Genomic DNA, 21,080 nt, shown 5'->3' with positions numbered 1-21,080 from the left:
TATGCTCAAAAAAGGGGGGGCATCGCCTGGACGCGACGCACCCCCTTTTTCAAATTCCGTCTTGCGCACACATGCTTGCCAGAGTTATCGCGGGGCCCGCTGTCATCCCGGCATACCGGTGCCGCCGGTGATGCCGTAAATCTGTCCCGTGATGTAGCTGGCTTCTGTCGAGGCAAGGGTGACGTAAAGCGGTGCGATCTCCGCCGGTTGCCCCGGCCGTCCCATCGGTACGGTGGTGCCGTATTTTTCGACGGCTGACATGGGCTGGCCGCCACAGACCTGAAGCGGTGTCCAGAAAGGACCCGGGGCGACGGCATTGATGCGGATCCCTTTGGGGAGAAGCTGCTTGGCGAGCGATTTCGTCAGATTGGCAATACCTGCCTTCGTCAGACTGTAATCGATGATGATTTCGGATGGGTTATAGGCATTGGAAGACGCCGTGTTCACAATGGCGCTCCCGGGCGGCATATGCGGGATGGCGGCCTTGATGATCCAGAACAATGCATAGAGATTGGTCTTGAGCGTCCAGTCGAATTCCTCGGTGCTGAGTTCGAGAATACTGTCATGGTGATGCTGGCGCCCGGCGCAATTGACGAGCGTATCCAGACCGCCCAGCGCACTTGCGGCATCATTGACCAGCTTCTGGCAGAATGCCTCCGAGCGAATATCACCCGGCAGGGCAACGGCCTTACGCCCCGCTTTGCGAATAAGTGCCACGACTTCCCGTGCGTCTTCTTCCTCCTGCGGCAGGTAATTGATGGCGACGTCTGCTCCCTCACGCGCGAAGGCAATGGCGGCGGATCGTCCAAGGCCGGAATCTCCCCCTGTGATGAGCGCACGTCGCCCCGCCATACGGCCGCTGCCTTTATAGCTTGTCTCACCACAATCGGGCTTGGGATGCATGCGCGATTGCAAGCCCGGCCATTCCTGAGGTTGGGAAGCGAACGGGGCGTGGGGGTAGAGCTTCTGCGGGTCAGCCAGAGGCGCCGCTCCCGCCTGTGCAGGTGCCGCCTGCGCGCGACTGGTTGCCGCCACAAGACCGGCAAGGCCAAGTGTGGCACCTTGCATCATGCTCCGCCGATTGGTTGAAGCTGCCCCGGTATTTCTGGTGCCTGATACGGGCGTCTCGCTTTCTTCTGGCGCATAGGGGGCGTGCGATGCTGTCGGATCGGTGGGATTGCTCATGGCGGCGGGTCTCGCTTTTGACAGGAGGGAACCGTGCCGGTCATCCGACACTGAGTGAGAAGCCGTCAGAGACGATTGGGTTGCTATGCAAAGGGAGCCGTACAAACCACTGACGCCCTTCAGCAGGGTGTTCGGCCCTCCTTTTAGGTCTCTGTGACGGCTGCGGTCGTCCAGTCCGGTCATGGTCTCCCAATGCCCTAGCCGCGGCTCGCCAGAGGGGCTATATTGACCACTTGTTGCGAGTAGGAGCGTCACGCCAGCATGTCCGAACAGATCCGTCCGACCGAGTTGCCTGAGAACCTCGATGACGAAGCCGATTATGGCGCCTCATCCATCTCGGTTCTCAAGGGGCTCGATGCGGTACGCAAACGCCCCGGCATGTATATCGGCGATACGGATGATGGCTCGGGACTGCACCATATGGTGTTCGAGATCATCGACAACGCCGTGGACGAAGCGCAGGCAGGTCATGCAACGCGCTGCATCCTGACCCTCAATGGCGACGGGTCGGTGGGCGTACGCGATAACGGTCGTGGCATTCCGACCGATATGCATGAGGAAGAAGGCGTGAGCGCGGCGGAAGTCGTGCTGACCAAGCTTCATGCCGGCGGCAAGTTCAACCAGAATTCCTATAAGGTTTCCGGTGGTCTGCATGGCGTTGGCGCGGCTGTGGTCAACGCGCTCTCAGAGTGGATGGAAGTCCGCATCTGGCGCAACAACACGGAGCATTTCATTCGCTTTCAGCATGGCGAGCGCGATGACGCTCTGGCTGTCATCGGGGCGAGTGACGAGCCTCGGGGGACGCTGGTCACATTCAAGCCCAGCAAGCAGACCTTCACCAAGGTGGAATTCGACTTCACCACTCTCGAACGCCGCATGCGCGAGCTCGCCTTCCTGAATTCCGGCCTCGAGATCGTCCTGCGCGATGAGCGTCATGCCGAGAACAAAGAAGTGGTGTTCTGCTATGAAGGGGGTCTCAGCGCCTTTGTAGAATATCTCGACGCGAGCAAGACCTCGATAGTCACCCCGCCCATCGTCGGTGCAATCGATCATGCCGAGAGCGGTATCCGCGTCGAGTTCGCACTGACCTGGAATGACAGCTTCCATGAGACGATGCTGTGCTTCACCAATAATATCCCGCAGCGCGATGGCGGTACGCATCTGGCCGGGTTCCGCCAGGCCCTGACACGAGTGGTGGGCAAATACGCCGATACCGGATCGTCCAAGAACGCCGCCTCCCTCACGGGTGAAGACATGCGCGAAGGCATGACGGCGGTGCTGTCGGTGAAGGTGCCCGACCCCAAATTCTCGTCCCAGACCAAGGACAAGCTTGTCTCCTCCGAGGTGCAGCCTGTCGTCCATGTGACCGCGGCAGATGCCATTGGGCACTGGTTTGAAACCCATCCGCGTGAAGCCAAGGCCGTGATTGCGAAGGTCAACGAGGCGGCGGCGGCGCGTGACGCTGCCCGGCGTGCTCGTGAACTCACGCGGCGCAAGGGCGTACTCGATGTGTCCTCCCTGCCGGGTAAGTTGGCGGATTGTCAGGAGCGCGATGCAAGCAAGGCCGAATTGTTCATCGTCGAGGGTGATTCGGCAGGTGGAACGGCCAAGCAGGGGCGCGACCGTCGCTTCCAGGCCATCCTGCCGCTCAAGGGCAAGATTCTCAATGTCGAGCGTGCGCGTTTTGATCGTATGCTCGGCTCTGCTGAAGTCGGTACGCTGATCACGGCGCTCGGCACCGGCATCGGCCGTGGCGATGTGGAGCAGGGTGGTTTCTCGATCGAGAAGCTGCGCTACCACAAGATTGTCATCATGACGGACGCCGACGTCGACGGATCCCATATCCGCACGCTGCTGCTCACCTTCTTCTTCCGTCAGATGCCGGAGCTGATCGAGAAGGGATATCTCTATATCGCCCAGCCGCCGCTCTACCGCGCCAAGCGCGGTAACGAGGAGCGCTATCTAAAAGACGATGCGGCTCTGGAGCAGTATCTGCTCGACAAGGCGCTTGCCAATGCCACGCTGACCTTGTCGAGCGGAGAGGTGATTGCGGGTGAGGCGCTGATGGAGCGCGTCAAGGCGATGGGACAGGTGGCGAAGACGCTCACAGCGCTGGCGAGCAAGATTCCTGTCTGGGTGCTTGAGCAGGCCTATGTGGCGCGCGCCCTGTCCCTTGGGCATGAGACTGCCCAGGAACGCGCGCCCATCCTCCAGGCGCGCCTCGATGCCGCCTCGCCGGTCAATGAGCGTGGCTGGATGGTCGGTCCCACGGAAGAAGGCGGCCTGCGGCTTGCGCGCAGCGTGCGCGGCGTGGGCGAGGTCTATACGCTCGATGCCGTGCTGCTGCGTTCGGCAGAGGCGCGCTGGCTTGCGGGAGAAGGCAGCCGGATTGCCGATGATTTCGATGGTGCGGCGAAATTGGCGCTCGACAGCCAGTCGGTGGAACTTGCGGGTCCGGCCATGGTTTTCGACCGGGTGGTGCAGCAGGGGCGCAAGGGCCTTGCCATCAACCGGTTCAAAGGCCTTGGCGAGATGAATAACGAGCAACTCTGGGATACGACCCTCGACCCCGCAACCCGCATCCTGCTTCAGGTCAAGGTCGGCGATGTGGAAGACGCGGGTCAGGTCTTCTCGACCCTCATGGGCGACGTGGTGGAGCCGCGCCGCGACTTCATCGTCGGTAATGCCCAGAAGGTCGCCAATCTTGACGTCTGATCGTCGGGCGTCGCAGGCCATGCGCAGTCTCGCGCTGGGTGCGGCGCTTTGCGCCTTCGCCGGTCAGGCCAGGGCGACGGATCTGGGAAATGACGGAGCGTCGTCTACGGTCTCAACCGCGCCCTCAGCGAATATGGGCCAGACCACCGCGATCTACCGTGTCTATAATCATGGGCTCCACGTTGTGGATGCTACAGCCGATTATACCCTGACCGATCTGGGCTACGGCATCACGACGAGGCTTCATGCAGGCGGCTTCATGAGCCTGTTTCTGCGCATGGATATCCAGAGCACGGCGCAGGGTCATTTCGACCATGACTGGGTTCATCCAGTCGGCTATGAGAGTGCCGGTTACTCGCGCGGACGTCACCGCAGTGTGGTCCTTCACTATGATGACGACGCGCCGCATGTTGTGACGCTCGATCCCAAGGAGAGTGACCGCGAGGACGTTCCTCAGGGCGAACTGTCTCATGCCATGGACACGCTGAGCGCCATGGCGCTTCTGCTCGAAAACGTGCGTCATACCGGGAAATGCGATGGCAACGCCCACGTATTCGATGGCTTGCGTCTGAGCGCCATGACGTCTCACGGGCCGTTCAAGGGCGAAGTGCCCGAGACCTTCGGGCAGAAGTTCAAAGGCCCGGCCTTGCGCTGCGATTTCGTCGGCCAGCAGGAGGCCGGATTCATCAAGGACTCATCTCATCTCGAAGTGATGAAAGCCCCTCATCCCGGTTCGGCATGGTTTCAGGATATTCCCGGCGTCGGGCTGACCGCTGTGCGCATCGAATTCGAACATCCCAAGCTCGGTCAGATGACCGCGGTCCTCGATCACACGCCCGTCGTCCAGCCGTAAGCTGCAGGATTCCACCGTCCGGGCAATCGGGTAGCGTGGGGGGCGAACTCCCCCTGGCGGCTCAGCGAGGCCGAGACAGATCATAGATCAGTTTTGGAAGCTCGGCGACACAACCCGCTATAGCCGTAGCATGCGCGCTCATGCTGCGGTCACCATAGCCCCAACTGGCGAAAAGCGCTGGCATCGGCACGCCCAGAGCAGCCGAGATGTCGTTCCGATGATCGCCAATCATGATGCCTCGCGTAGGTTCGGCGTCGATCATGCGCATGGTTTTGCGGATGTGGTCGGGATCGGGCTTGCGCACAGGGAAGCTGTCGCCACCGCCAACGGCGTCGATCAGCGGCGCAATACCGAGTTTTTCAATAATTTCCTGCGCCGCCTTCACAGGTTTATTCGTGCAGATCACGCAGGCGATGCCGCGTTCATGCAGCGTCGTCAGCATGGCTTCGGTATCCGGAAACAGCCTGGTCTTCTCGGTAGCGCGTGGCTCATAGATGTCGAGGAACCGTCTGGTCGCCTCGTCACGATCGATCCTGTCTGTGTCGCCCCCATAAACCAGTAGCCGGTCAACCAGTTTGCGCGCGCCATCGCCAATCATACCGCGCACCGTTTCAGCATTCGGCTCGCGCAGGTCATAGGATTTGAGCAGGGCGCCCCCGCTCTCTGCAAGGTCGGGCAGGCTGTCGATCAGCGTCCCATCGAGATCGAAAACGGCAGTCTTGATTTCCGTACTCATGGGCGATCTTCCTCTTGAAACAGGCGAATGCAATAATCGGCAATCCGAAGTGACAGGAGAGGTGTTTGACAGCCCTCTGCCGGGTTGGCTACGCCACGTAACGATATGACATCACTTTCCATTTCGGACGGCCAGCCCGTTCGCCATCACAAACCGACGACTGCCGTCATCCTCGCGGCAGGGCTTGGCACGCGCATGCGCTCAAACCTGCCCAAGGCCCTGCATCCGCTGGGTGGACGTCCCATGATCGCGCATCTGATCGAGACAGCAAAAAGCGTCTTCGACCGAATCGTGGTGGTGGTCGGCCCGGACATGCCTGCTCTTGAAAAGGCCGCCGCTCCGTGGCCCTGCGTGGTCCAGACAGAGCGTCTTGGGACTGGCCATGCCGCGCGCATGGCGGAAGAACTGTTTGGTGACGGGGACGTCGCCATTCTCTATGCCGACAACCCGCTGATCACAGAAGCGACGATGCGCATGCTTCTCGAAACGAGGCGTCAGGCGGGAGTGACTCTGGCTCTTCTCGCTATGCGCCCTCGTGAGGCAGGACGTTATGGACGCGTGGTGGTCGAAGAGGGCGCCGTACGGGCTATCGTGGAATGGAAAGACGCCAGCGAGGCCGAGCGCGCCATAGAACTGTGCAACGCCGGTGTGCTTTGCGCTGGCGCGCAGGAGCTGAGAAACTGGCTGGCTGCCCTAGGTAATGACAATGCCCAGGGGGAATATTATCTGACCGATGTCGTGGCGCTGGCGGCCCGCGAAGGTCTTGTCCGTCATGCCGAAGCTCCTGCAGACGAACTGGCGGGGATCAACTCGCGCGCAGAACTGGCTACAGCAGAAGCGAGCCTGCAGAGGCGCCTGCGTAATGCGGCGCTCGATGCAGGCGTGACCCTTGTTGCACCGGAAACAGTCTTCTTCTCGGCGGATACGGTGATCGAGCCGGATGTCGTGGTTGAATCCAATGTCGTGTTCGGCCCGGGAGTGGTTGTGCGTCGCGAGGCGCGTATTCGTGCATTCAGCCATCTGGAGGGCTGCGTCGTGGAGCGCGAGGCGATTATCGGTCCCTATGCGCGTCTGCGTCCAGGAACTGTCTGCGGTGTGGCCTCGCATGTCGGTAATTTTGTGGAGCTCAAGGCGACACAGCTCGGAGATGGTGCGAAAGCGAACCATCTGACTTATCTCGGTGACTCAACAATCGGCGCGCGCACCAATGTCGGTGCAGGCACGATCACCTGCAATTATGACGGCGTTTTCAAGCATCGCACTGTGATCGGCGAGGATGTCTTTGTCGGGTCTGATTCCATTCTTGTGGCGCCCGTCACAATCGGCAGCGGAGCCCTATTAGCCGCTGGCGGTGTCATCACCGAGGATGTGGAAGCAGGAGCCCTGGCTCTGGGGCGTTCGCGACAGATTAACAAGGCAGAGAGAGGGCGCAGCATTCGTGACGCCCTGCGTGCAAAGAAGGAACAGGGCTGATGTGCGGAATCTGCGGCGTCGTCGGACACAAGAATGCCACTCCGCTCATCGTCGAGGCGCTGAGGCGTCTCGAGTATCGCGGCTATGATTCAGCAGGGATCGCCAGTCTGGTGGACGGGCGCATCGCGCGCCGACGGGCGGCGGGCAAGCTCGATAATCTTCAGGCCGTTCTGGATGTGCAGCCTCTCAAGGGCATCACGGGGATTGGCCATACGCGCTGGGCGACCCATGGCCTGCCCAATGAAATCAACGCCCATCCCCATGCGACCGATCGTGTCGCGATCGTGCATAACGGGATCATCGAGAACTACGAGGAACTCAAGGCCGAAATGGTGGCCATTGGACGCCACTTCACGTCCGAGACCGATACGGAATGCGTCGCGCAGCTCGTTGATTTCTACCTCGATCAGGGCATGACCCCGCGAGAGGCTGCAAGCAAGACCCTGGGGCGACTGCAAGGCGCCTATGCCCTGGCCATGATCTTCACTGGCCATGAGGGGCTGCTGATCGGTGCGCGTCATGGTGCGCCACTTGCCGTCGGGTTTGGCGAGGGGGAGATGTTTCTCGGCTCCGATAGTCTTGCCCTGGCGCCGCTGGCGCGTCGCATTGCCTATCTGGATGACGGGGACTGGTGTGTGCTCCAGCCCGACAACGTGGAGTTCTACGACGCATCGGGCCAGCGTGTGCAGCGCGCCGTGCAGACAATCGCGCTCATCGCGGGAACGGTCGGCAAGGATGGCTACCGTCATTACATGGAGAAGGAACTCCATGAGCATCCGGTTGTCATCGGCCAGACCCTGCAGAGAATGATCGATCCGGTCACCCGCGCGATTGCCCTGCCAGAATTTCCCTTTGACATGGCCGCCCTGCCGCGCGCGATCATCACCGCCTGCGGCTCAGCATTCTACGCGGGTCTGGTGGCACGTTACTGGCTGGAAGCGGAAGCGCGCCTGCCCGTGGATATCGATGTTGCATCGGAGCTCCGCTATCGCAACCCGCCGCTGACACCCAGCGGTATGGCGCTGATGATCTCCCAGTCCGGTGAGACAGCGGATACCCTCGCTGCATTACGCAGTCTGCGCGAGCGTGAGCAGCACATCGTATCGATCCTCAATGTCGAGGGAAGCACGATGGGCCGTGAAAGCGACGTCGTGCTCGGCATGGTTGCGGGGCCCGAGATTTCGGTGGCCAGCACGAAGGCCTTCACCGCCCAGCTCTCTGTTCTCGCGGTGCTGACCATTGCCATCGCCCGGGCTCGGGGGGCAATGTCTGCAAAGCGGGAAGCCGATCTTCTGGCCCATCTGCTCGACCTTCCTTCACGGGCTGCAGAAATATTCTCCCGCGTGAGCGATATCCAGGCCATGGCCGCTTCCGTGGCTGAGGCTCGAGACGTACTTTATCTCGGCCGGGGCATCTGCTTTCCGGTTGCTCAGGAAGGCGCTCTCAAGCTCAAGGAGATTTCGTACATTCATGCAGAGGCCTATGCTGCTGGCGAGATGAAGCATGGCCCCATTTCGCTGATCGACAAGGATGTGCCCATCGTCGTCATCGCACCCTCGACGATTTTGTTCGATAAAACCCTGTCGAATATCCAGGAGGCCAAGGCACGCGGCGGACGCATCATGGCCTTCACCGATCAGAAGGGAGCTGAACGATTGAGCGGTCTGGCCGAACATATGGTCATCCTGCCGGATGTCGATCCGTTTGTAGCCCCCATTCTCTATACGATCCCGGTCCAAATCCTCGCTTATGAGGTGGCCCTGCGCCGTGGCACCGATGTCGACCAGCCGCGTAACCTCGCCAAATCGGTGACTGTGGAGTAACCTGACCCAAAACAGCCAGGGGGCCGGAGAAATGGCGGGAGCGGGACCAGCGATACTCATTCGAGGAGCGGGAGTGGCCGGGCTCGTCACGGCCGTGACCCTTGCGGAGAAGGGCGCCACCGTCACGGTGCACGAAGCGGGGCCGCGGATCGGGAGCGGCGCTTCATGGTTCGCCGGCGGTATGCTCGCTCCCTGGTGTGAAGCAGAATCCGCTCCCGAGGAAGTCACGCGCGACTCACTCGACTCCCTGCAGTGGTGGGCCGATCACGTCCCCGATATGGCGCGCAATGGCAGTCTGGTTGTGGCGCCCCCGCGTGATCAGGTCGAACTCGCCCGTTTCGGCAGGCGCACGAGCCATTTCGAGACCATCGACGACCGGAAAATTAGTGAGCTCGAACCCGATCTGGCAGGCCGCTTCGACAAGGCTCTGTTTTTTGCGGGGGAGGGCCATGTCGATCCCCGCCTCGCATTGCAGCGCCTTGAACAGCGTCTTCTGAATCTGGGCGGGATTGTCCGTTTCGGGACGACGCAGAGCGCTGCTAGCTTCGACTGGGTTGTCGACTGCACGGGCATGGACGCGCGCGACATTGAGCCCGGCCTGAGGGGCGTTCGTGGGGAGATGATCCTGGTGCGCTGCCCCGAGATGCGTTTGCATCGTCCGGTGCGCATGCTGCATCCGCGCATCCCGATCTATATCGTGCCACGCGAGAACAATATCTTCATGGCTGGCGCGACGATGGTTGAAAGCGATGATAATCGCGCCATCACGGTCAGGGCCATGAGCGAGCTTCTGAACGCGCTCTACACGCTGCATCCGGCTTTTGCCGAGGCGGAGATCATCGAGGCAAATGCGGGGATACGCCCGTCCTACTCCGATAATGTGCCGCGAGTGCATTGTGAGGGGCGTCGGATCACGGTCAATGGTATGTATCGCCATGGCTTTCTCCTGTCGCCAGCGCGGGCGGCAGAAGTCGGGCGTGTCATTTTTCCCGCCACGACCTGATCCGGCTGCGACACCAGCCGTTCTGATGTCATGAAACCGGCAGCTTGGATCTGCCCTCCCGGCGCGCGCTGCGTGTGGGACGAATTTGGAGGAAATGCCTTGCAGATAATCGTGAATGACGAGACGAAGCGCATCAGCGGCCGCTTTCTCTCCGACATCCTGATCGAGCTTGGCTATGGTGAGTCAAAAGTGGCAACCGCGATCGACGGGGTATTCGTTCCTCGTTCCGCCCGATCGGGCAGGGAATTGCAGGAAGGTGCACGGCTCGAGATCCTTGCCCCCATGCAGGGAGGCTGACCCATGCGCGCCTACGGAACCGAGCTTGCATCGCCCCTTATGCTGGGGACCGCCCTCTATGACAGCCCGGCCGTGCTGGCGGCCTCGGTCAAGGCAGCCCGTCCTGGAGCGGTAACCGTATCGTTGCGCCGTGAGTCGGCTGGCGAACAGGCCGGTCAGGCATTCTGGGAGCTCGTGCGCGGGCTTGAGGTGCCGGTGCTGCCCAACACGGCAGGTTGTCATACTGTGCGCGAAGCCGTGACCACGGCCCAGATGGCGCGTGAGGTTTTTGACACCGACTGGATCAAGCTCGAAGTGATCGGGCAGGGTGATCTGTTGCAGCCCGATGTCTTCGCGCTCGTTGAAGCGGCGCGTATCCTGACCGAGGAGGGATTCAAGGTCTTTCCGTATACCACTGAGGATCTTGTGGTGGCCGAGCGCCTGCTTCGAGCCGGATGTGAGTTGCTGATGCCCTGGGGGGCTCCGATAGGGTCGGGCAGGGGACTCAACAATGTTTTCGGTCTACGCGCCCTGCGCGCGCATTTCCCCGAGATTCCTATGGTGATCGATGCCGGAATTGGACGCCCGTCCCATGCCGTGACCGCGTTCGAACTCGGCTACGACGCCATTCTGATCAATACGGCGGTCGCCAAGGCGGGTGACCCTGTCAGCATGGCTGAGGCATTCCGTCTTGCTTGCGAGGTCGGGCGCCTGGCCAGCGAGGCCGATCCGATGGAGGAGCGCGACATGGCTGTTCCTTCGACGCCCACTCTTGGCAAAGCAGTATTTGCATCATGAACAGCCGTCTTCCTTCACCTATCTACCCCGTTGTCGATCACCCGCGCTGGGTGGAACGTCTCGGTGCAGCCGGGGCACGGTTCATCCAGCTCCGCCTCAAGAATCTCGATCCGGAAACGCTGCGCGCCCAGGTGATAGAGGGGCAGGAAGCTGCCGTGCGGCATAATGTTCGCCTCGTGCTGAATGACTACTGGCAGCTCGCGATCGAACTTGGGATCGACTACATCCATATCGGTCAGGAAGACCTCGATACTGCCGATCTCGACCAGATCCGGGCGGCGCGTATCGCTTTCGGTATCTCGACCCATTCGCATGAGGAACTCGAGCGCGCCCTTTCCGTCGCTCCTGATTATGTCGCGCTTGGTCCGATATGGGAGACGAAGCTCAAGAAGATGATCTGGGACCCCCAGGGCGTCGAAAAACTGACCGAATGGCGCCGTCTTATCGGACCTGACATGCCTCTCGTGGCCATTGGCGGCATCACGCGCGCCCGTGCCCCCTCCTGTATCGCCGCTGGGGCAGACAGCGTAGCGGCCGTTTCCGACTTCATTGCCTCCGAGGAGCCTGAAGCTCAGGTGAAGGCATGGCTGGACGTGTGCAGCCACTGAAAAGACTTAATATTTCCTTCAGGATAGCAGACGAACCCTCGCGGCTGCGGGAGGATTCGCGTATAGAGTGCTGACAACACGGAAATTGAGGGAGAGCGCGCGCCTATGATGGTGACGGGACTGGCTGCCATTATTCTGGCGCTGGCGCTGCTGATGGTTCTGATCAGTGCGGTCCAGCCTTTAGCCCGGCGGCTTGAGGTTTCGGAAACTGTTCTGCTTGCGCTGGCTGGTATTGGTATTGGTGCGGCAGCAGATCTATTGCTCCGCTCCTCCCTGACCGAGATTTTCGATGGTGCAGCCGAGACGCTGCTCTATTTCCCGATCAATAGCGAAGCGTTTCTGCTGATCTTCCTCCCCATCCTGGTTTTTCAGGGGGCGTTGGCGATCGATGTGCGACGCCTTGCGCATGAGACTGCCACAGTGCTGCTGCTGGCTGTCGTGGCGGTACTTGTCTCGACGCTCACTATCGGGATGGCGCTTTATCCGTTTGCCGGCCAGACACTTGTTGTTTGTCTGCTTCTGGGCTCGATCGTCGCCACGACTGATCCGTCCGCCGTCGCCGGGATCTTCCGTGAGATTGGTGCGGCCTCGCGTCTGACCAGACTGGTCGAGGGAGAAGCGCTGCTTAACGACGCGGCTGCTATCGCGATCTTCTCGATCCTGCTCGCCTCCGTGACGTCGCATCGTCATATCGAGCTTGGCGAGACCGTCATCGATTTCTTCGCCTCCTTCGGCGGGGCGATGATCGTGGGGGTCGCCGTAGGCCGCCTGACACTTTTGATGATTGCGGGTCTTGGTGCCTCGGCCGCCGCAGAAATCACGCTCACACTGGCGCTGCCTTATGTAGTGTATATTTTGTGTGACGAGTTTCTGGGCTTTTCAGGTGTGGTCGCCACGGCGGCTTCAGGCCTGACTCTGTCAGTTTATGGGCCATCCACCTTCAGACCGCAGGTCTGGCGCTTTTTGAACGAGCTTTGGGTTCAGCTGGTCTTCTGGGCCGGGTCGCTGGTCTTCGTCCTTGCGTCCATGCTCGTGCCACGCCTCCTGATCGGAATGACGCGGTGGGATTGCGTATTGATCCTCATTGCCACCGTGGCCGGGATGCTGGCACGCGGCGCCGTCGTGTTCGGTTTGCTGCCCATTCTGGCAGCGTTCAAACTCTCACCACCCGTGCCTGCACCGTTCAAGACAACCATGGTCTGGGGCGGATTACGCGGGGCCATCACACTGGCTCTGGCGCTGGCCGTGACTGAAAACCAGCGCGTCTCGACCTCGACCGCGCATTTCATCGGCATCATCGCGACCGGCTTCGTGCTGATCACGCTACTCGTGAATGGCACCACGCTGCGGTACCTTGTGGTATTCCTCAAACTCGACCAGTTGCCTGCCATCGATCAGGCCATGCGTCACCAGGTGCTCAGCAGCGGTCTGGCGCAGGTCGCGGAACGCACGCACACGCTCGCCGATGAACTGGGCTTCGGGGCAGGGACCCAGAAGACGATCATCGGTCAGATCGAGCGCCGCGCGCAGGAGGAGAGCGAGGCCAACACCTTTGACACTGCTCTGGGCGACCGGCAGCGCGTGACACTGGCGCTGATCACCATCGCCAATCGCGAGCGCTCCTTGCTGCTGGACCTGTTTCGCATACGCGGTCTGTCACGCCGGGTCATGGAAACACTGCTGCGCTCATCCGAAGCCATGGTGGATGGCGCACGGCTGGAAGGGCGGTACGGTTACGTGCGCGCTCTGCGCCGAAGGCTGCGCCCGACCATGCGTTTTCGTGTCGCGCAGATGCTGCACAGGCGCTTTCACATCGACCAGCCGCTCATGTTCTGTATGTCCGAGCGCTTCGAAATGCTGGTCATTGCCCATCTGGTTTCGCTCTCTCTGATGCGCTTCATGCATCAGCGGCTGGAGCCGACATTGGGGACGCGCATCAGTGAGATCGTTTCGGAGGTCCTTGGCCGTCAGCGCCGCATGCTCGATGATGCGCTGGAGATGATGCGCTTGCATTATCAGGGCTATTCCGAAGCGCTCGAGAGCCGCATTCTGCATCAGATCGCGTTGCGTCTGGAGGAAGAGGAATATGACGAGCTGTTGTCGGACAATCTCGTCAGTGAGGAACTTCATCGGGAACTGCTGAGAGACGTCGAGAAGCGACAGGAGCGTCTCGAAAAGCCGCTTCGCTTTAACCTCAAGAGCGGTATAGAGCAGCGGTTACGCTCGTTCCCGGCGTTTCGGGGCGTACCGGACGGTGTGCTGCACGATCTGGCGATGAACATATCCTTGCGCTTCGCTTCGCCGGGGGAGGTACTGCTGCGCCGCAACGGCAAGATCAATATGGTATACGCCGTTGTTGCCGGTCTGGCTGAAGTGCATATTGCGGAACAGGACGTGCAGTTCGGGGCAGGGGATCTTATCGGAGCTGCGCCTCTCATCAACGAGACGTTCTCGCGCGGAACAGTCCGGACGCTTCAGTTCTGTCATCTGCTCGCGATACCGGCGTCGCAGTTCCGGCGCCTCGTCGAGGAGTATCCCATCGTGCGTCGTACGATCGATGAGCGTGCCGAGGCGCGTTTGGCTGAGGGTCACCGGCTCTCGCTCGTTCTCGGAGGGGACAAGGAGCCGTTCATCCCGGCGCGTGAATTGATCAAGGCGGGGAACCGCGATAGCTCGAGAGAGAGCAGCAACTGAGACGCTGGTGCGTCTGAAGAGTCGTGCCATGTTCGTTTACGTTCGATCTGTCTGATAGCGGGCAAATCGAACGTATCCAGGACCGAGGCTGAGCCCATGATACAGAGTCCTCATACCGGATATCCAAAAGTTCGATAAGATATATTATGCCAACTCGCATGCGGGTTAGAGAGCAAAGCGCACTCAAACATCCTGTACGACCATCCGCCGCGGTCATGAAAACTCGGCTGCGCGGCACGTATCCGCGCAGCCGACAAGGTTCAGGCCAAGGCATAGCTGCCGAGCTCGGCGCCAGTCTGGCTGTCGACCTCCTTCAGGATCACGCCGTAACCCCAAAGCGCACCGAGATGTTCGAGCGTGAGTCTTGCATCCGTAGGTTGCAGCAGCTTACCCGGACGGGTGCGATGCTCAAGACGCAGGATGCGATCCCCCGTCAGATCGGCACCGACGATCTCGATCTCCTCAGCCAGAAGACCGGGATCGTAGGACGCGGCGACAGAGCGCCTGATGTCGCGATAGCCAGGATCGTCATGGATGGCATCAACCAGCAGATACGGTTGGGACAGGTCATCCTCAAGTCTGAACAGCCTGAAGTCGCGTATGACCTTCGGCGAGAGAAACTGCTGCACGAAACTCTCGTCGCGATACTCCGCCCAAGCGTGATGAAGCGTGCCGATAGGGTCCTGATTGCCCGCATGACCGGGGAACCAGCGTTTGTCTTCCTCAGTGGGCTCTGTGCACACACGCGCGATGTCGGTCATCATCGCGAAGCCCAGCGCATAAGGATTGAAACTGGGCCCTCCCCCTTCATCGAAGCCACGCTGGGTGATGACGTTGCTGGTCGAGTGAATGACCTCCAGAATGGCAGCGTCGTCGATCAGCTTCTTGTCATGCAGGCGATGCATGATGAAGTTGTGCACCCAGGTGGCGCAGCCTTCATTCATCAGCTTGGCCTGAGGCTGCGGATAGAAATATTGCGCGATCAGCCGGACAATACGGATGATTTCACGTTCCCAATTGGCCAGTCGAGGGGCATGCTTTTCGAGGAAGTAGAGGATATTCTCCTCAGGCAGGCCTAGGCTGGCTCCCTGGTCATCCGTTTCGCTGCCCGGTTTTGCCTGATGCTGTGCTTCGGGCAAGGTCCGCCAGAGATCGTTGAAGTTTTCATCCTCATAGGCGCGCCTCTCACGGGCGCGTTCCTGCTCGTGTCGCAGATCGAGCCGTTTGCTCCCCGTATGACGATCGACACCCTGGCTCTGCAGGGCATGGGCAGCGTCAAGAATGCGCTCGACCGCCCTCACCCCGTATTTTTCCTCACATCGGGCCACATAACCCCGTGCGAATTCGAGATAATCGAGAATCTGCGTGGAGTCCGTCCACTCGCGGAAAAGCCGGTTATTTTTGAAGAAATGGTTATGCCCAAAGGCCGCATGGGCAATCACCAGCGCCTGCATGGTGGCTGTGTTTTCCTCCATGAGGTAGGAGATACAGGGGCTGGAATTGATTACGACCTCATAGGCAAGACCCATCAGCCCACGCTTGTATGCGTTCTCATGGGAAACAAAGCGCTTGCCAGCCGACCAGTGGGGATAGCTGATGGGCATGCCATGAGACGTATACACATCGAGCATCTGCTCGGAGGTGATGATCTCGATGCGATTGGGATAGGTATCGAGCTTGAGCTCCTCGCTCGCTATGCGGTCGATCTCGCCATAGCAGTCCCGCAATGTCGAGAACGTCCAGTCTGTGCCGGTATAGAGCATGGTCACTCCCCTGCCCGTTCGGCCGCACGTCGGGCGAACAGATCCCTGAAAACCGGAAAGATATCGCGCCTGTCCTGAACCTGACGCATGGCCAGTTGCGGTGTGGTTTCGGCAATCGCTTTGTAACCGCGCCAGAGATCGGTTTCGCTGCGCAGCAACGCACCGCCCATACTGACCTCGACATAGGCGAAATACTGCACCACGGGCAGGATGGCCTCCGTCATCAGACGATTGACCTTGTTCATATCCGAAGAAATATTATCTCCGTCCGAAACCTGCGCGACGTAGATATTCCATTTATCGGTCGGATAGCGGTCAGCCTGCACCTCATGCAGAAGATCGAGTGCGGTCGACACCACCGTACCGCCTGTGCGCGGATCAGTGAAAAAAACGTCCTCTTCAACCTCTTCTGCTGTTTCAGCGTGTCGGATGAAGACGATCTCCAGTTTCTCGTATCGCTTTTCCAAAAAGACATGCAGCAGCATGAAAAACTGCTTCCCAAGCTCTTTCATCTTTTCGGTCATGGATCCCGAAACATCCATGACACAGAAAATGACGGCCTGCGTCGTTGGTTTCGGCACAGGGGTGAAGCGCCGGTAGCGCAGATCGACCGGATCAACCCACGGGATGCGGGCAAGGCGCTGGCGCAGCAGATCGCGTCCTTCGCGTAATTCCTGCAGCCTGAGGAACAAATTGTCCGAGAGCGGTCTCTGATCTTCGAGTGCTGCGATTTCCTCCTCAATATCGACGAGTTCCTGCGGCTTTGGACGCTTGAGTCCGATACGACGCCCCATTGAGCGCCGCATGGTCCGTCCCAGGTCGATCTGGGATGGCGAACCGTCACTTGTCAGCCCGGCGCGGCTTGTGGCGTGGGTGGTGGTTGAGGCGATCTCGCGCTTCACCAGATCGGGCAGTTCGAGATCGTCAAAGAACAGGTCGAGAAACTCGTCGCGCGAGAGGACAAAACGATAATTGTCCTCGCCGCCCCCCTGCTCGCTCGCGCCATTCCCTTCGCCGCCCCCCTCGCCTTCTCCGCCGGGCGGCCGACGCAGCCTGTCGCCCTTTACAAACTCCTTGTTGCCGGAGAGCACGAAATGACGCGTTCCGGCACTGAAATGCCTGTGAAAGCTCGGCTCGTGAAGGACATCGGCCGGGATCGAGACCGCGCTATCCTGCCCGATCTCACGAATGCGCCCTTGCGCTGCGGCGTCGCGCACCGCGCTCTGGATGGCCTGGCGCGCCCTTGAAAGGACGCGCTGGCGGTTTTCGGTGTTCTTGCCGTGCGGATTCGGGCGTCTGTCGATGATTTCCATGAAACGCTCCGTGAGAGGAAGATCAGGCCGACTGCTTGACGCGCATGTACCATTCGACGAGGCGCCTTACCTGACGCTCGGTATAACCGCGTGCCACCATGCGGCTGACGAATTCATCGTGCTTGCGCTCACTGGTGCTGTCCTTTTTCGACCCGAAACTGATGACAGGCAGCAGATCCTCGACCTGGCTGAACATGCGCTTTTCGATCACGTCGCGGATCTTCTCATAGCTCGTCCATGACGGGTTGCGCCCGCCATTGCTGGCCCTCGAACGCAGGGAGAACTTGACGACCTCGTTTCGGAAATCCTTGGGGTTCGCAATGCCCGCCGCTTTTTCGGTCTTGCTCAGTTCAGCGTTGAGCAGATCGCGATTCATCAGCTGGCCTGTATCGGGATCCTTAAAATCCTGATCCTCTATCCAGGCATCGGCATAGTCCAGATAACGGTCGAACAGGTTCTGACCGTAGTCGTTGTAGCTCTCCAGATAGGCTTTCTGGATCTCATTGCCGAGAAACTCGGCATAGCGACGCGCAAGATCGGACTTAAGCGACGCAAGATAGGCAGCCTCGGTTTCAGCCGGGAACTGTTCACGCCGTACCGCCTGCTCCAGCACATACATGAGATGCACAGGGTCGGCCGAAATTTCGGAGGCATCGTGATTGAAGGTGGCTGAGAGAACCTTGTAGGCAAATCGCGTGGAGATCCCCTCCATACCCTCATCCACACCCGCGCTGTCCTTGTACTCCTGCATGGCGCGCGCCTTGGGGTCGGTTTCCCGGATGTTCTCGCCGTCATAGACGCGCATCTTGGCAAACTGCGTGGAGTTCGGATGCGATTTGAGACGCGACAGCACGGCAAACTGGGCCAGCATTTCGAGCGTATGAGGCGCACATGGCGCATCGCCCAGAGCCGAGGACTGGATCAGCTTCTCATAGATCTTCGACTCTTCGGTCACGCGCAGGCAATAGGGCACCTTGATGACGCAGACGCGGTCGAGGAAGGCCTCATTGGTGCGGTTATTGCGGAAGGACTGCCACTCCGCCTCGTTCGAGTGCGCCAGAATCACACCTGTGAAAGGGATCGCGCCAATATTCTCGGTACCGACATAATTGCCCTCCTGAGTAGCTGTCAGCAGCGGATGCAGCATCTTGATGGGCGCCTTGAACATCTCGACGAATTCGAGAATGCCCTGATTGGCGCGATTAAGGCCGCCAGAGAAGCTGTAGGCATCGGGATCGTTCTGACTGAAGTTCTCGAGCTGACGAATATCGACCTTGCCGACCAGGGCCGAGACATCCTGATTATTGTCATCCCCGGGTTCGGTCTTGGCGACCGCAATCTGGCGCAGCTTGGACGGATTGAGCCTGACAACGGTGAAGCGCGAGATATCCCCGTCGAAATCCTCAAGACGCTTGAGCGCCCAAGGGCTCGCAATGCCGGTCAGCACGCGGCGCGGAATGTTATATTGCTCCTGCAGCGAGGTGGCGAAACGCTCCGGGTCGAACAAGCCAAGCGGACTCTCGAAGACCGGGCTGATCTGCTTGCCGGCCTTGAGCACGTAGATCGGTTCGCGCTCCATGAGTGTCTTGAGTCGCTCGCCAAGGGAGGATTTGCCGCCGCCAACGGGGCCGAGCAGGTAGAGAATCTGCTTACGTTCTTCCAGACCCTGGGCGGCGTGACGGAAAAAGCCCACAATCTGTTCCACCGCATCTTCCATGCCATAGAAATCGGCGAAGGCAGGATAGGTACGTACGGTGCGGTTCATGAAGATACGGCTGAGGCGCGGATCGCGCGCCGAATCAAGCATGACGGGCTCACCGATGGCCTTGAGCATGCGTTCGGCGGCGCTTGCATAGCAGCTGGGGTCTTCACGGCACAGAGACAGGTAGGAGGCCAGCGACATCTCTGTTTCCCGACGTTCCTCACGAAAGGAAGAAGCCAGCGTAAAGACGTCCGAGAATGAACTCATGACTCGTATGCTCCGATAGATCCTGCCACTGGGCCGGGGGGCGAAACGGTCATACCCACCGATAGAGATGCAGGCGATAAGTCGGGAAGTCAGGCTATGGGGAACGACGAACGGCGAAGCGACGACAAAGGGTGCGGAGCCTCGAATTGCCCCGACATTGCGTAAGACTGACCCGGAAATGCCGGATTTGAGGGGAATTCATGCGGTGTCGAACAGTACCGGACTGACCCGATATGATGACGCTATCGCGATGTCGAACCGCGCTTCAACAAAAAACTGGTTAATGCAAAAAATTTTCAGACGGTCAGGGTAAGCCCGTCATAACCCGGCTCTATCCCCATGGGCAGGCGTCGCCGAAGCGTCTCGAAATCCAGCGCCGGGCCCATATGCGTCAGGATGGTGCGCTCCGGCTTGAGCCTCTCGCACCATGCGATGACAAGATCGACCCAGGCATGGGCCACATGGGGTTCGTATTGAAAGCACCCGACAATCCAGGTCCTGACGCCTGTCAGGGCGTTCAGCGATTCCTCGCTCAGATGCTCGACATCAGTGGAATAGGCGAAATCGCCACAGCGTATGCCGATGGTGGGAATACGATAATGGCGCTGTTCGAAAAGCTGGAGATCGAGATCGCAGAGCTGCAGGCGATCCGTGGTCGTGATCAGATGCGGTTCTGGGACGGGGCGGAAAAATCCTGTGCCGGTCCATGGGCGAAAGGCGTAGCTGTAACGTGCCTCAAGCTCACGCATGACCGTCTCGGTCGCATAAAGCGGCAACGGCGCGTCAAGCATACGGTTGATGGCCCGTAACTCATCGAGCCCGGCCACATGATCTGCATGTTCATGGGTGTAGAGCACGGAATGCACAACGCCGATCCGCTGGCGCAGCAACTGGGCGCGCAGATCGGGCCCGGAATCGACCAGCAGGCGTTTTCCGCTATCGGCCTCGATCACAATGGACGAACGCGTACGCTCGTTGCGCGGATTCTGCGGGTCGCAGGCGCCCCATATCCCCTCACCTTTAGCGCCCCCCACCATGGGAACACCGCCGGAACCGCCACATCCGAGGATAGTGACTTTCATGCAGCGCGCCTGAACAGGGCGCGGAAATTGCGTGTCGTCAGCTCCGCCAACGCCTCGAGCGTCAGCTCACGTTCCTGCGCGAGGCGTGCTGCCGTATAGGCAACATAGCCCGGGGTATTGGGCTTGCCCCGCTTCGGGACCGGTGCGAGGAACGGGCTGTCGGTCTCGACCAGCAGGCGTTCAGCGGGCATGGCGCGGGCGACTTCGCGGATCGTCTCGCATTTGGGAAAGGTGAGCAGGCCGGAGAAGCTCACATACCCCCCGAGATCGATGGCCACGCGCGCGAGATCCATCCCCGAGGCGAAGCAATGCAGCAGGAAGGGGAAGGCGCCCTTTGCATGCTCGTCACGCAATATGGCAGCTACGTCGTCGTCGGCTGCGCGGGCGTGGATCACCAGAGGCAGCCCGGTTTCGCGCGCCGCAGCGATATGCACGCGAAAACTGGCCGCCTGAGCAGCACGCACCGGAATGCCGCCATGCAGGTAATCGAGACCTGATTCGCCTATGCCGATCACGCCCTCCGCCTCGGCCAGCCGGACCAAGGTGGCGAGTTCGGGTGGCTCCTCCTCCTCCACATGATCCGGGTGCGTGCCAATAGCGCACCACACTCGAAGCGCAGGCGTATCATGGCGCGTCAGATCGATCTGGGTCTGGGCGCGCGATAGCCGGGTGCCGATCGTTACCATGCCGGACAGCCCGTGCTCCTTGGCCAGAGCAAGAGCCGCAGGCACATCATCGAGCCGGTCAAGATGGCAATGCGTGTCGATCAGCCCCGTCATACGCGTCTTG

The 21,080-nt window shown here is 60.1% G+C and carries 16 protein-coding genes; 9 read left to right on the top strand and 7 right to left on the bottom strand.

The annotated features are described in order from the left end of the window. Positions 1–102 precede the first annotated feature (102 nt). Positions 103–1,071, bottom strand: a complete 969-nt coding sequence (locus AA0535_RS01885; protein ID WP_264814326.1) for an SDR family oxidoreductase — start codon at positions 1,069–1,071, stop codon at positions 103–105. A gap of 375 nt (positions 1,072–1,446) precedes the next feature. On the opposite strand from AA0535_RS01885, the gene gyrB reads away from it, so the two are divergent. Both gyrB and AA0535_RS01875 read left to right on the top strand, forming a co-directional pair. After that, the gene (gene gyrB, locus AA0535_RS01880) at positions 1,447–3,900 is read left to right on the top strand and encodes a DNA topoisomerase (ATP-hydrolyzing) subunit B (protein ID WP_264814210.1); all 2,454 of its coding nucleotides are present in this window, start codon (positions 1,447–1,449) and stop codon (positions 3,898–3,900) included. Beyond that, a complete protein-coding gene (locus tag AA0535_RS01875; RefSeq protein ID WP_264814209.1) occupies positions 3,890–4,753 on the top strand; it encodes a DUF3108 domain-containing protein in 864 nt (287 codons plus the stop codon). Before gyrB ends, AA0535_RS01875 begins: the two co-directional genes overlap by 11 nt. Positions 4,754–4,814: 61 nt before the next feature. Here the strand turns inward: AA0535_RS01875 and AA0535_RS01870 are convergent, their stop codons facing one another. Next, entirely contained in the window at positions 4,815–5,489 is a 675-nt protein-coding gene (locus AA0535_RS01870; RefSeq protein WP_264814208.1) for an HAD family hydrolase, read from the bottom strand. Between the two features lie 105 nt (positions 5,490–5,594). Between AA0535_RS01870 and glmU the strand changes: the two genes are divergently transcribed. The 7 genes from glmU (at position 5,595) to AA0535_RS01835 (ending at position 14,164) form a co-directional block, all read left to right on the top strand. Then, positions 5,595–6,962 (top strand): bifunctional UDP-N-acetylglucosamine diphosphorylase/glucosamine-1-phosphate N-acetyltransferase GlmU, encoded by a 1,368-nt coding sequence (glmU, locus tag AA0535_RS01865; protein WP_264814207.1) that lies wholly within the window; start codon positions 5,595–5,597, stop codon positions 6,960–6,962. After that, entirely contained in the window at positions 6,962–8,785 is a 1,824-nt protein-coding gene (gene glmS / locus AA0535_RS01860; RefSeq protein ID WP_264814206.1) for a glutamine--fructose-6-phosphate transaminase (isomerizing), read from the top strand. Before glmU ends, glmS begins: the two co-directional genes overlap by 1 nt. Before the next feature lie 31 nt (positions 8,786–8,816). Further along, on the top strand, positions 8,817–9,788 hold the full coding sequence (gene thiO / locus AA0535_RS01855; protein ID WP_264814205.1) for a glycine oxidase ThiO: 972 nt from the start codon (positions 8,817–8,819) through the stop codon (positions 9,786–9,788). Between the two features lie 99 nt (positions 9,789–9,887). Continuing rightward, positions 9,888–10,085: a sulfur carrier protein ThiS gene (thiS, locus tag AA0535_RS01850; protein WP_264814204.1), complete on the top strand. Its 198-nt coding sequence runs from the start codon at positions 9,888–9,890 to the stop codon at positions 10,083–10,085. Positions 10,086–10,088: 3 nt separating this feature from the next. Then, positions 10,089–10,862: a thiazole synthase gene (locus AA0535_RS01845; protein ID WP_264814203.1), complete on the top strand. Its 774-nt coding sequence runs from the start codon at positions 10,089–10,091 to the stop codon at positions 10,860–10,862. Next, positions 10,859–11,470: a thiamine phosphate synthase gene (thiE, locus tag AA0535_RS01840; protein WP_264814202.1), complete on the top strand. Its 612-nt coding sequence runs from the start codon at positions 10,859–10,861 to the stop codon at positions 11,468–11,470. Before AA0535_RS01845 ends, thiE begins: the two co-directional genes overlap by 4 nt. A gap of 105 nt (positions 11,471–11,575) precedes the next feature. Next, a complete protein-coding gene (locus AA0535_RS01835; protein ID WP_304500829.1) occupies positions 11,576–14,164 on the top strand; it encodes a cation:proton antiporter in 2,589 nt (862 codons plus the stop codon). 260 nt (positions 14,165–14,424) lie between these two features. Here the strand turns inward: AA0535_RS01835 and AA0535_RS01830 are convergent, their stop codons facing one another. The 5 genes from AA0535_RS01830 to AA0535_RS01810 form a co-directional block, all read right to left on the bottom strand. Further along, the gene (locus AA0535_RS01830; protein ID WP_264814201.1) at positions 14,425–15,927 is read right to left on the bottom strand and encodes a SpoVR family protein; all 1,503 of its coding nucleotides are present in this window, start codon (positions 15,925–15,927) and stop codon (positions 14,425–14,427) included. Positions 15,928–15,929: 2 nt separating this feature from the next. Continuing rightward, positions 15,930–17,240: a YeaH/YhbH family protein gene (locus AA0535_RS01825; protein WP_264814199.1), complete on the bottom strand. Its 1,311-nt coding sequence runs from the start codon at positions 17,238–17,240 to the stop codon at positions 15,930–15,932. 22 nt (positions 17,241–17,262) lie between these two features. Further along, complete coding sequence (locus AA0535_RS01820; protein ID WP_264814197.1) at positions 17,263–19,209, bottom strand: PrkA family serine protein kinase; 1,947 nt, start codon at positions 19,207–19,209, stop codon at positions 17,263–17,265. A gap of 296 nt (positions 19,210–19,505) precedes the next feature. Then, positions 19,506–20,291, bottom strand: a complete 786-nt coding sequence (locus tag AA0535_RS01815) for an MBL fold metallo-hydrolase (protein WP_264814196.1) — start codon at positions 20,289–20,291, stop codon at positions 19,506–19,508. Beyond that, positions 20,288–21,070, bottom strand: a complete 783-nt coding sequence (locus AA0535_RS01810; RefSeq protein ID WP_264814325.1) for a TatD family hydrolase — start codon at positions 21,068–21,070, stop codon at positions 20,288–20,290. The genes AA0535_RS01815 and AA0535_RS01810 overlap by 4 nt, the downstream gene beginning before the upstream one ends. Positions 21,071–21,080: the final 10 nt, after the last annotated feature.

Source organism: Asaia krungthepensis NRIC 0535, assembly GCF_025995175.1.
Classification (GTDB): Bacteria; Pseudomonadota; Alphaproteobacteria; order Acetobacterales; family Acetobacteraceae; genus Asaia; species Asaia krungthepensis.
The sequence above is the reverse complement of the archived record's forward strand: the minus strand, read 5'-3'. Positions and strand labels throughout refer to the sequence as shown.

Bases quoted from the DNA above. Each gene is read 5' to 3' on its own strand.
- AA0535_RS01885 (WP_264814326.1), bottom strand. From the start codon at position 1,071: ATGATGCAAGGTGCCACACTTGGCCTTGCCGGTCTTGTGGCGGCAACC.
- gyrB (WP_264814210.1), top strand. From the start codon at position 1,447: ATGTCCGAACAGATCCGTCCGACCGAGTTGCCTGAGAACCTCGATGAC.
- AA0535_RS01870 (WP_264814208.1), bottom strand. From the start codon at position 5,489: ATGAGTACGGAAATCAAGACTGCCGTTTTCGATCTCGATGGGACGCTG.
- glmU (WP_264814207.1), top strand. From the start codon at position 5,595: ATGACATCACTTTCCATTTCGGACGGCCAGCCCGTTCGCCATCACAAA.
- glmS (WP_264814206.1), top strand. From the start codon at position 6,962: ATGTGCGGAATCTGCGGCGTCGTCGGACACAAGAATGCCACTCCGCTC.
- thiO (WP_264814205.1), top strand. From the start codon at position 8,817: ATGGCGGGAGCGGGACCAGCGATACTCATTCGAGGAGCGGGAGTGGCC.
- AA0535_RS01845 (WP_264814203.1), top strand. From the start codon at position 10,089: ATGCGCGCCTACGGAACCGAGCTTGCATCGCCCCTTATGCTGGGGACC.
- thiE (WP_264814202.1), top strand. From the start codon at position 10,859: ATGAACAGCCGTCTTCCTTCACCTATCTACCCCGTTGTCGATCACCCG.
- AA0535_RS01835 (WP_304500829.1), top strand. From the start codon at position 11,576: ATGATGGTGACGGGACTGGCTGCCATTATTCTGGCGCTGGCGCTGCTG.
- AA0535_RS01830 (WP_264814201.1), bottom strand. From the start codon at position 15,927: ATGCTCTATACCGGCACAGACTGGACGTTCTCGACATTGCGGGACTGC.
- AA0535_RS01825 (WP_264814199.1), bottom strand. From the start codon at position 17,240: ATGGAAATCATCGACAGACGCCCGAATCCGCACGGCAAGAACACCGAA.
- AA0535_RS01820 (WP_264814197.1), bottom strand. From the start codon at position 19,209: ATGAGTTCATTCTCGGACGTCTTTACGCTGGCTTCTTCCTTTCGTGAG.
- AA0535_RS01815 (WP_264814196.1), bottom strand. From the start codon at position 20,291: ATGAAAGTCACTATCCTCGGATGTGGCGGTTCCGGCGGTGTTCCCATG.
- AA0535_RS01810 (WP_264814325.1), bottom strand. From the start codon at position 21,070: ATGACGGGGCTGATCGACACGCATTGCCATCTTGACCGGCTCGATGAT.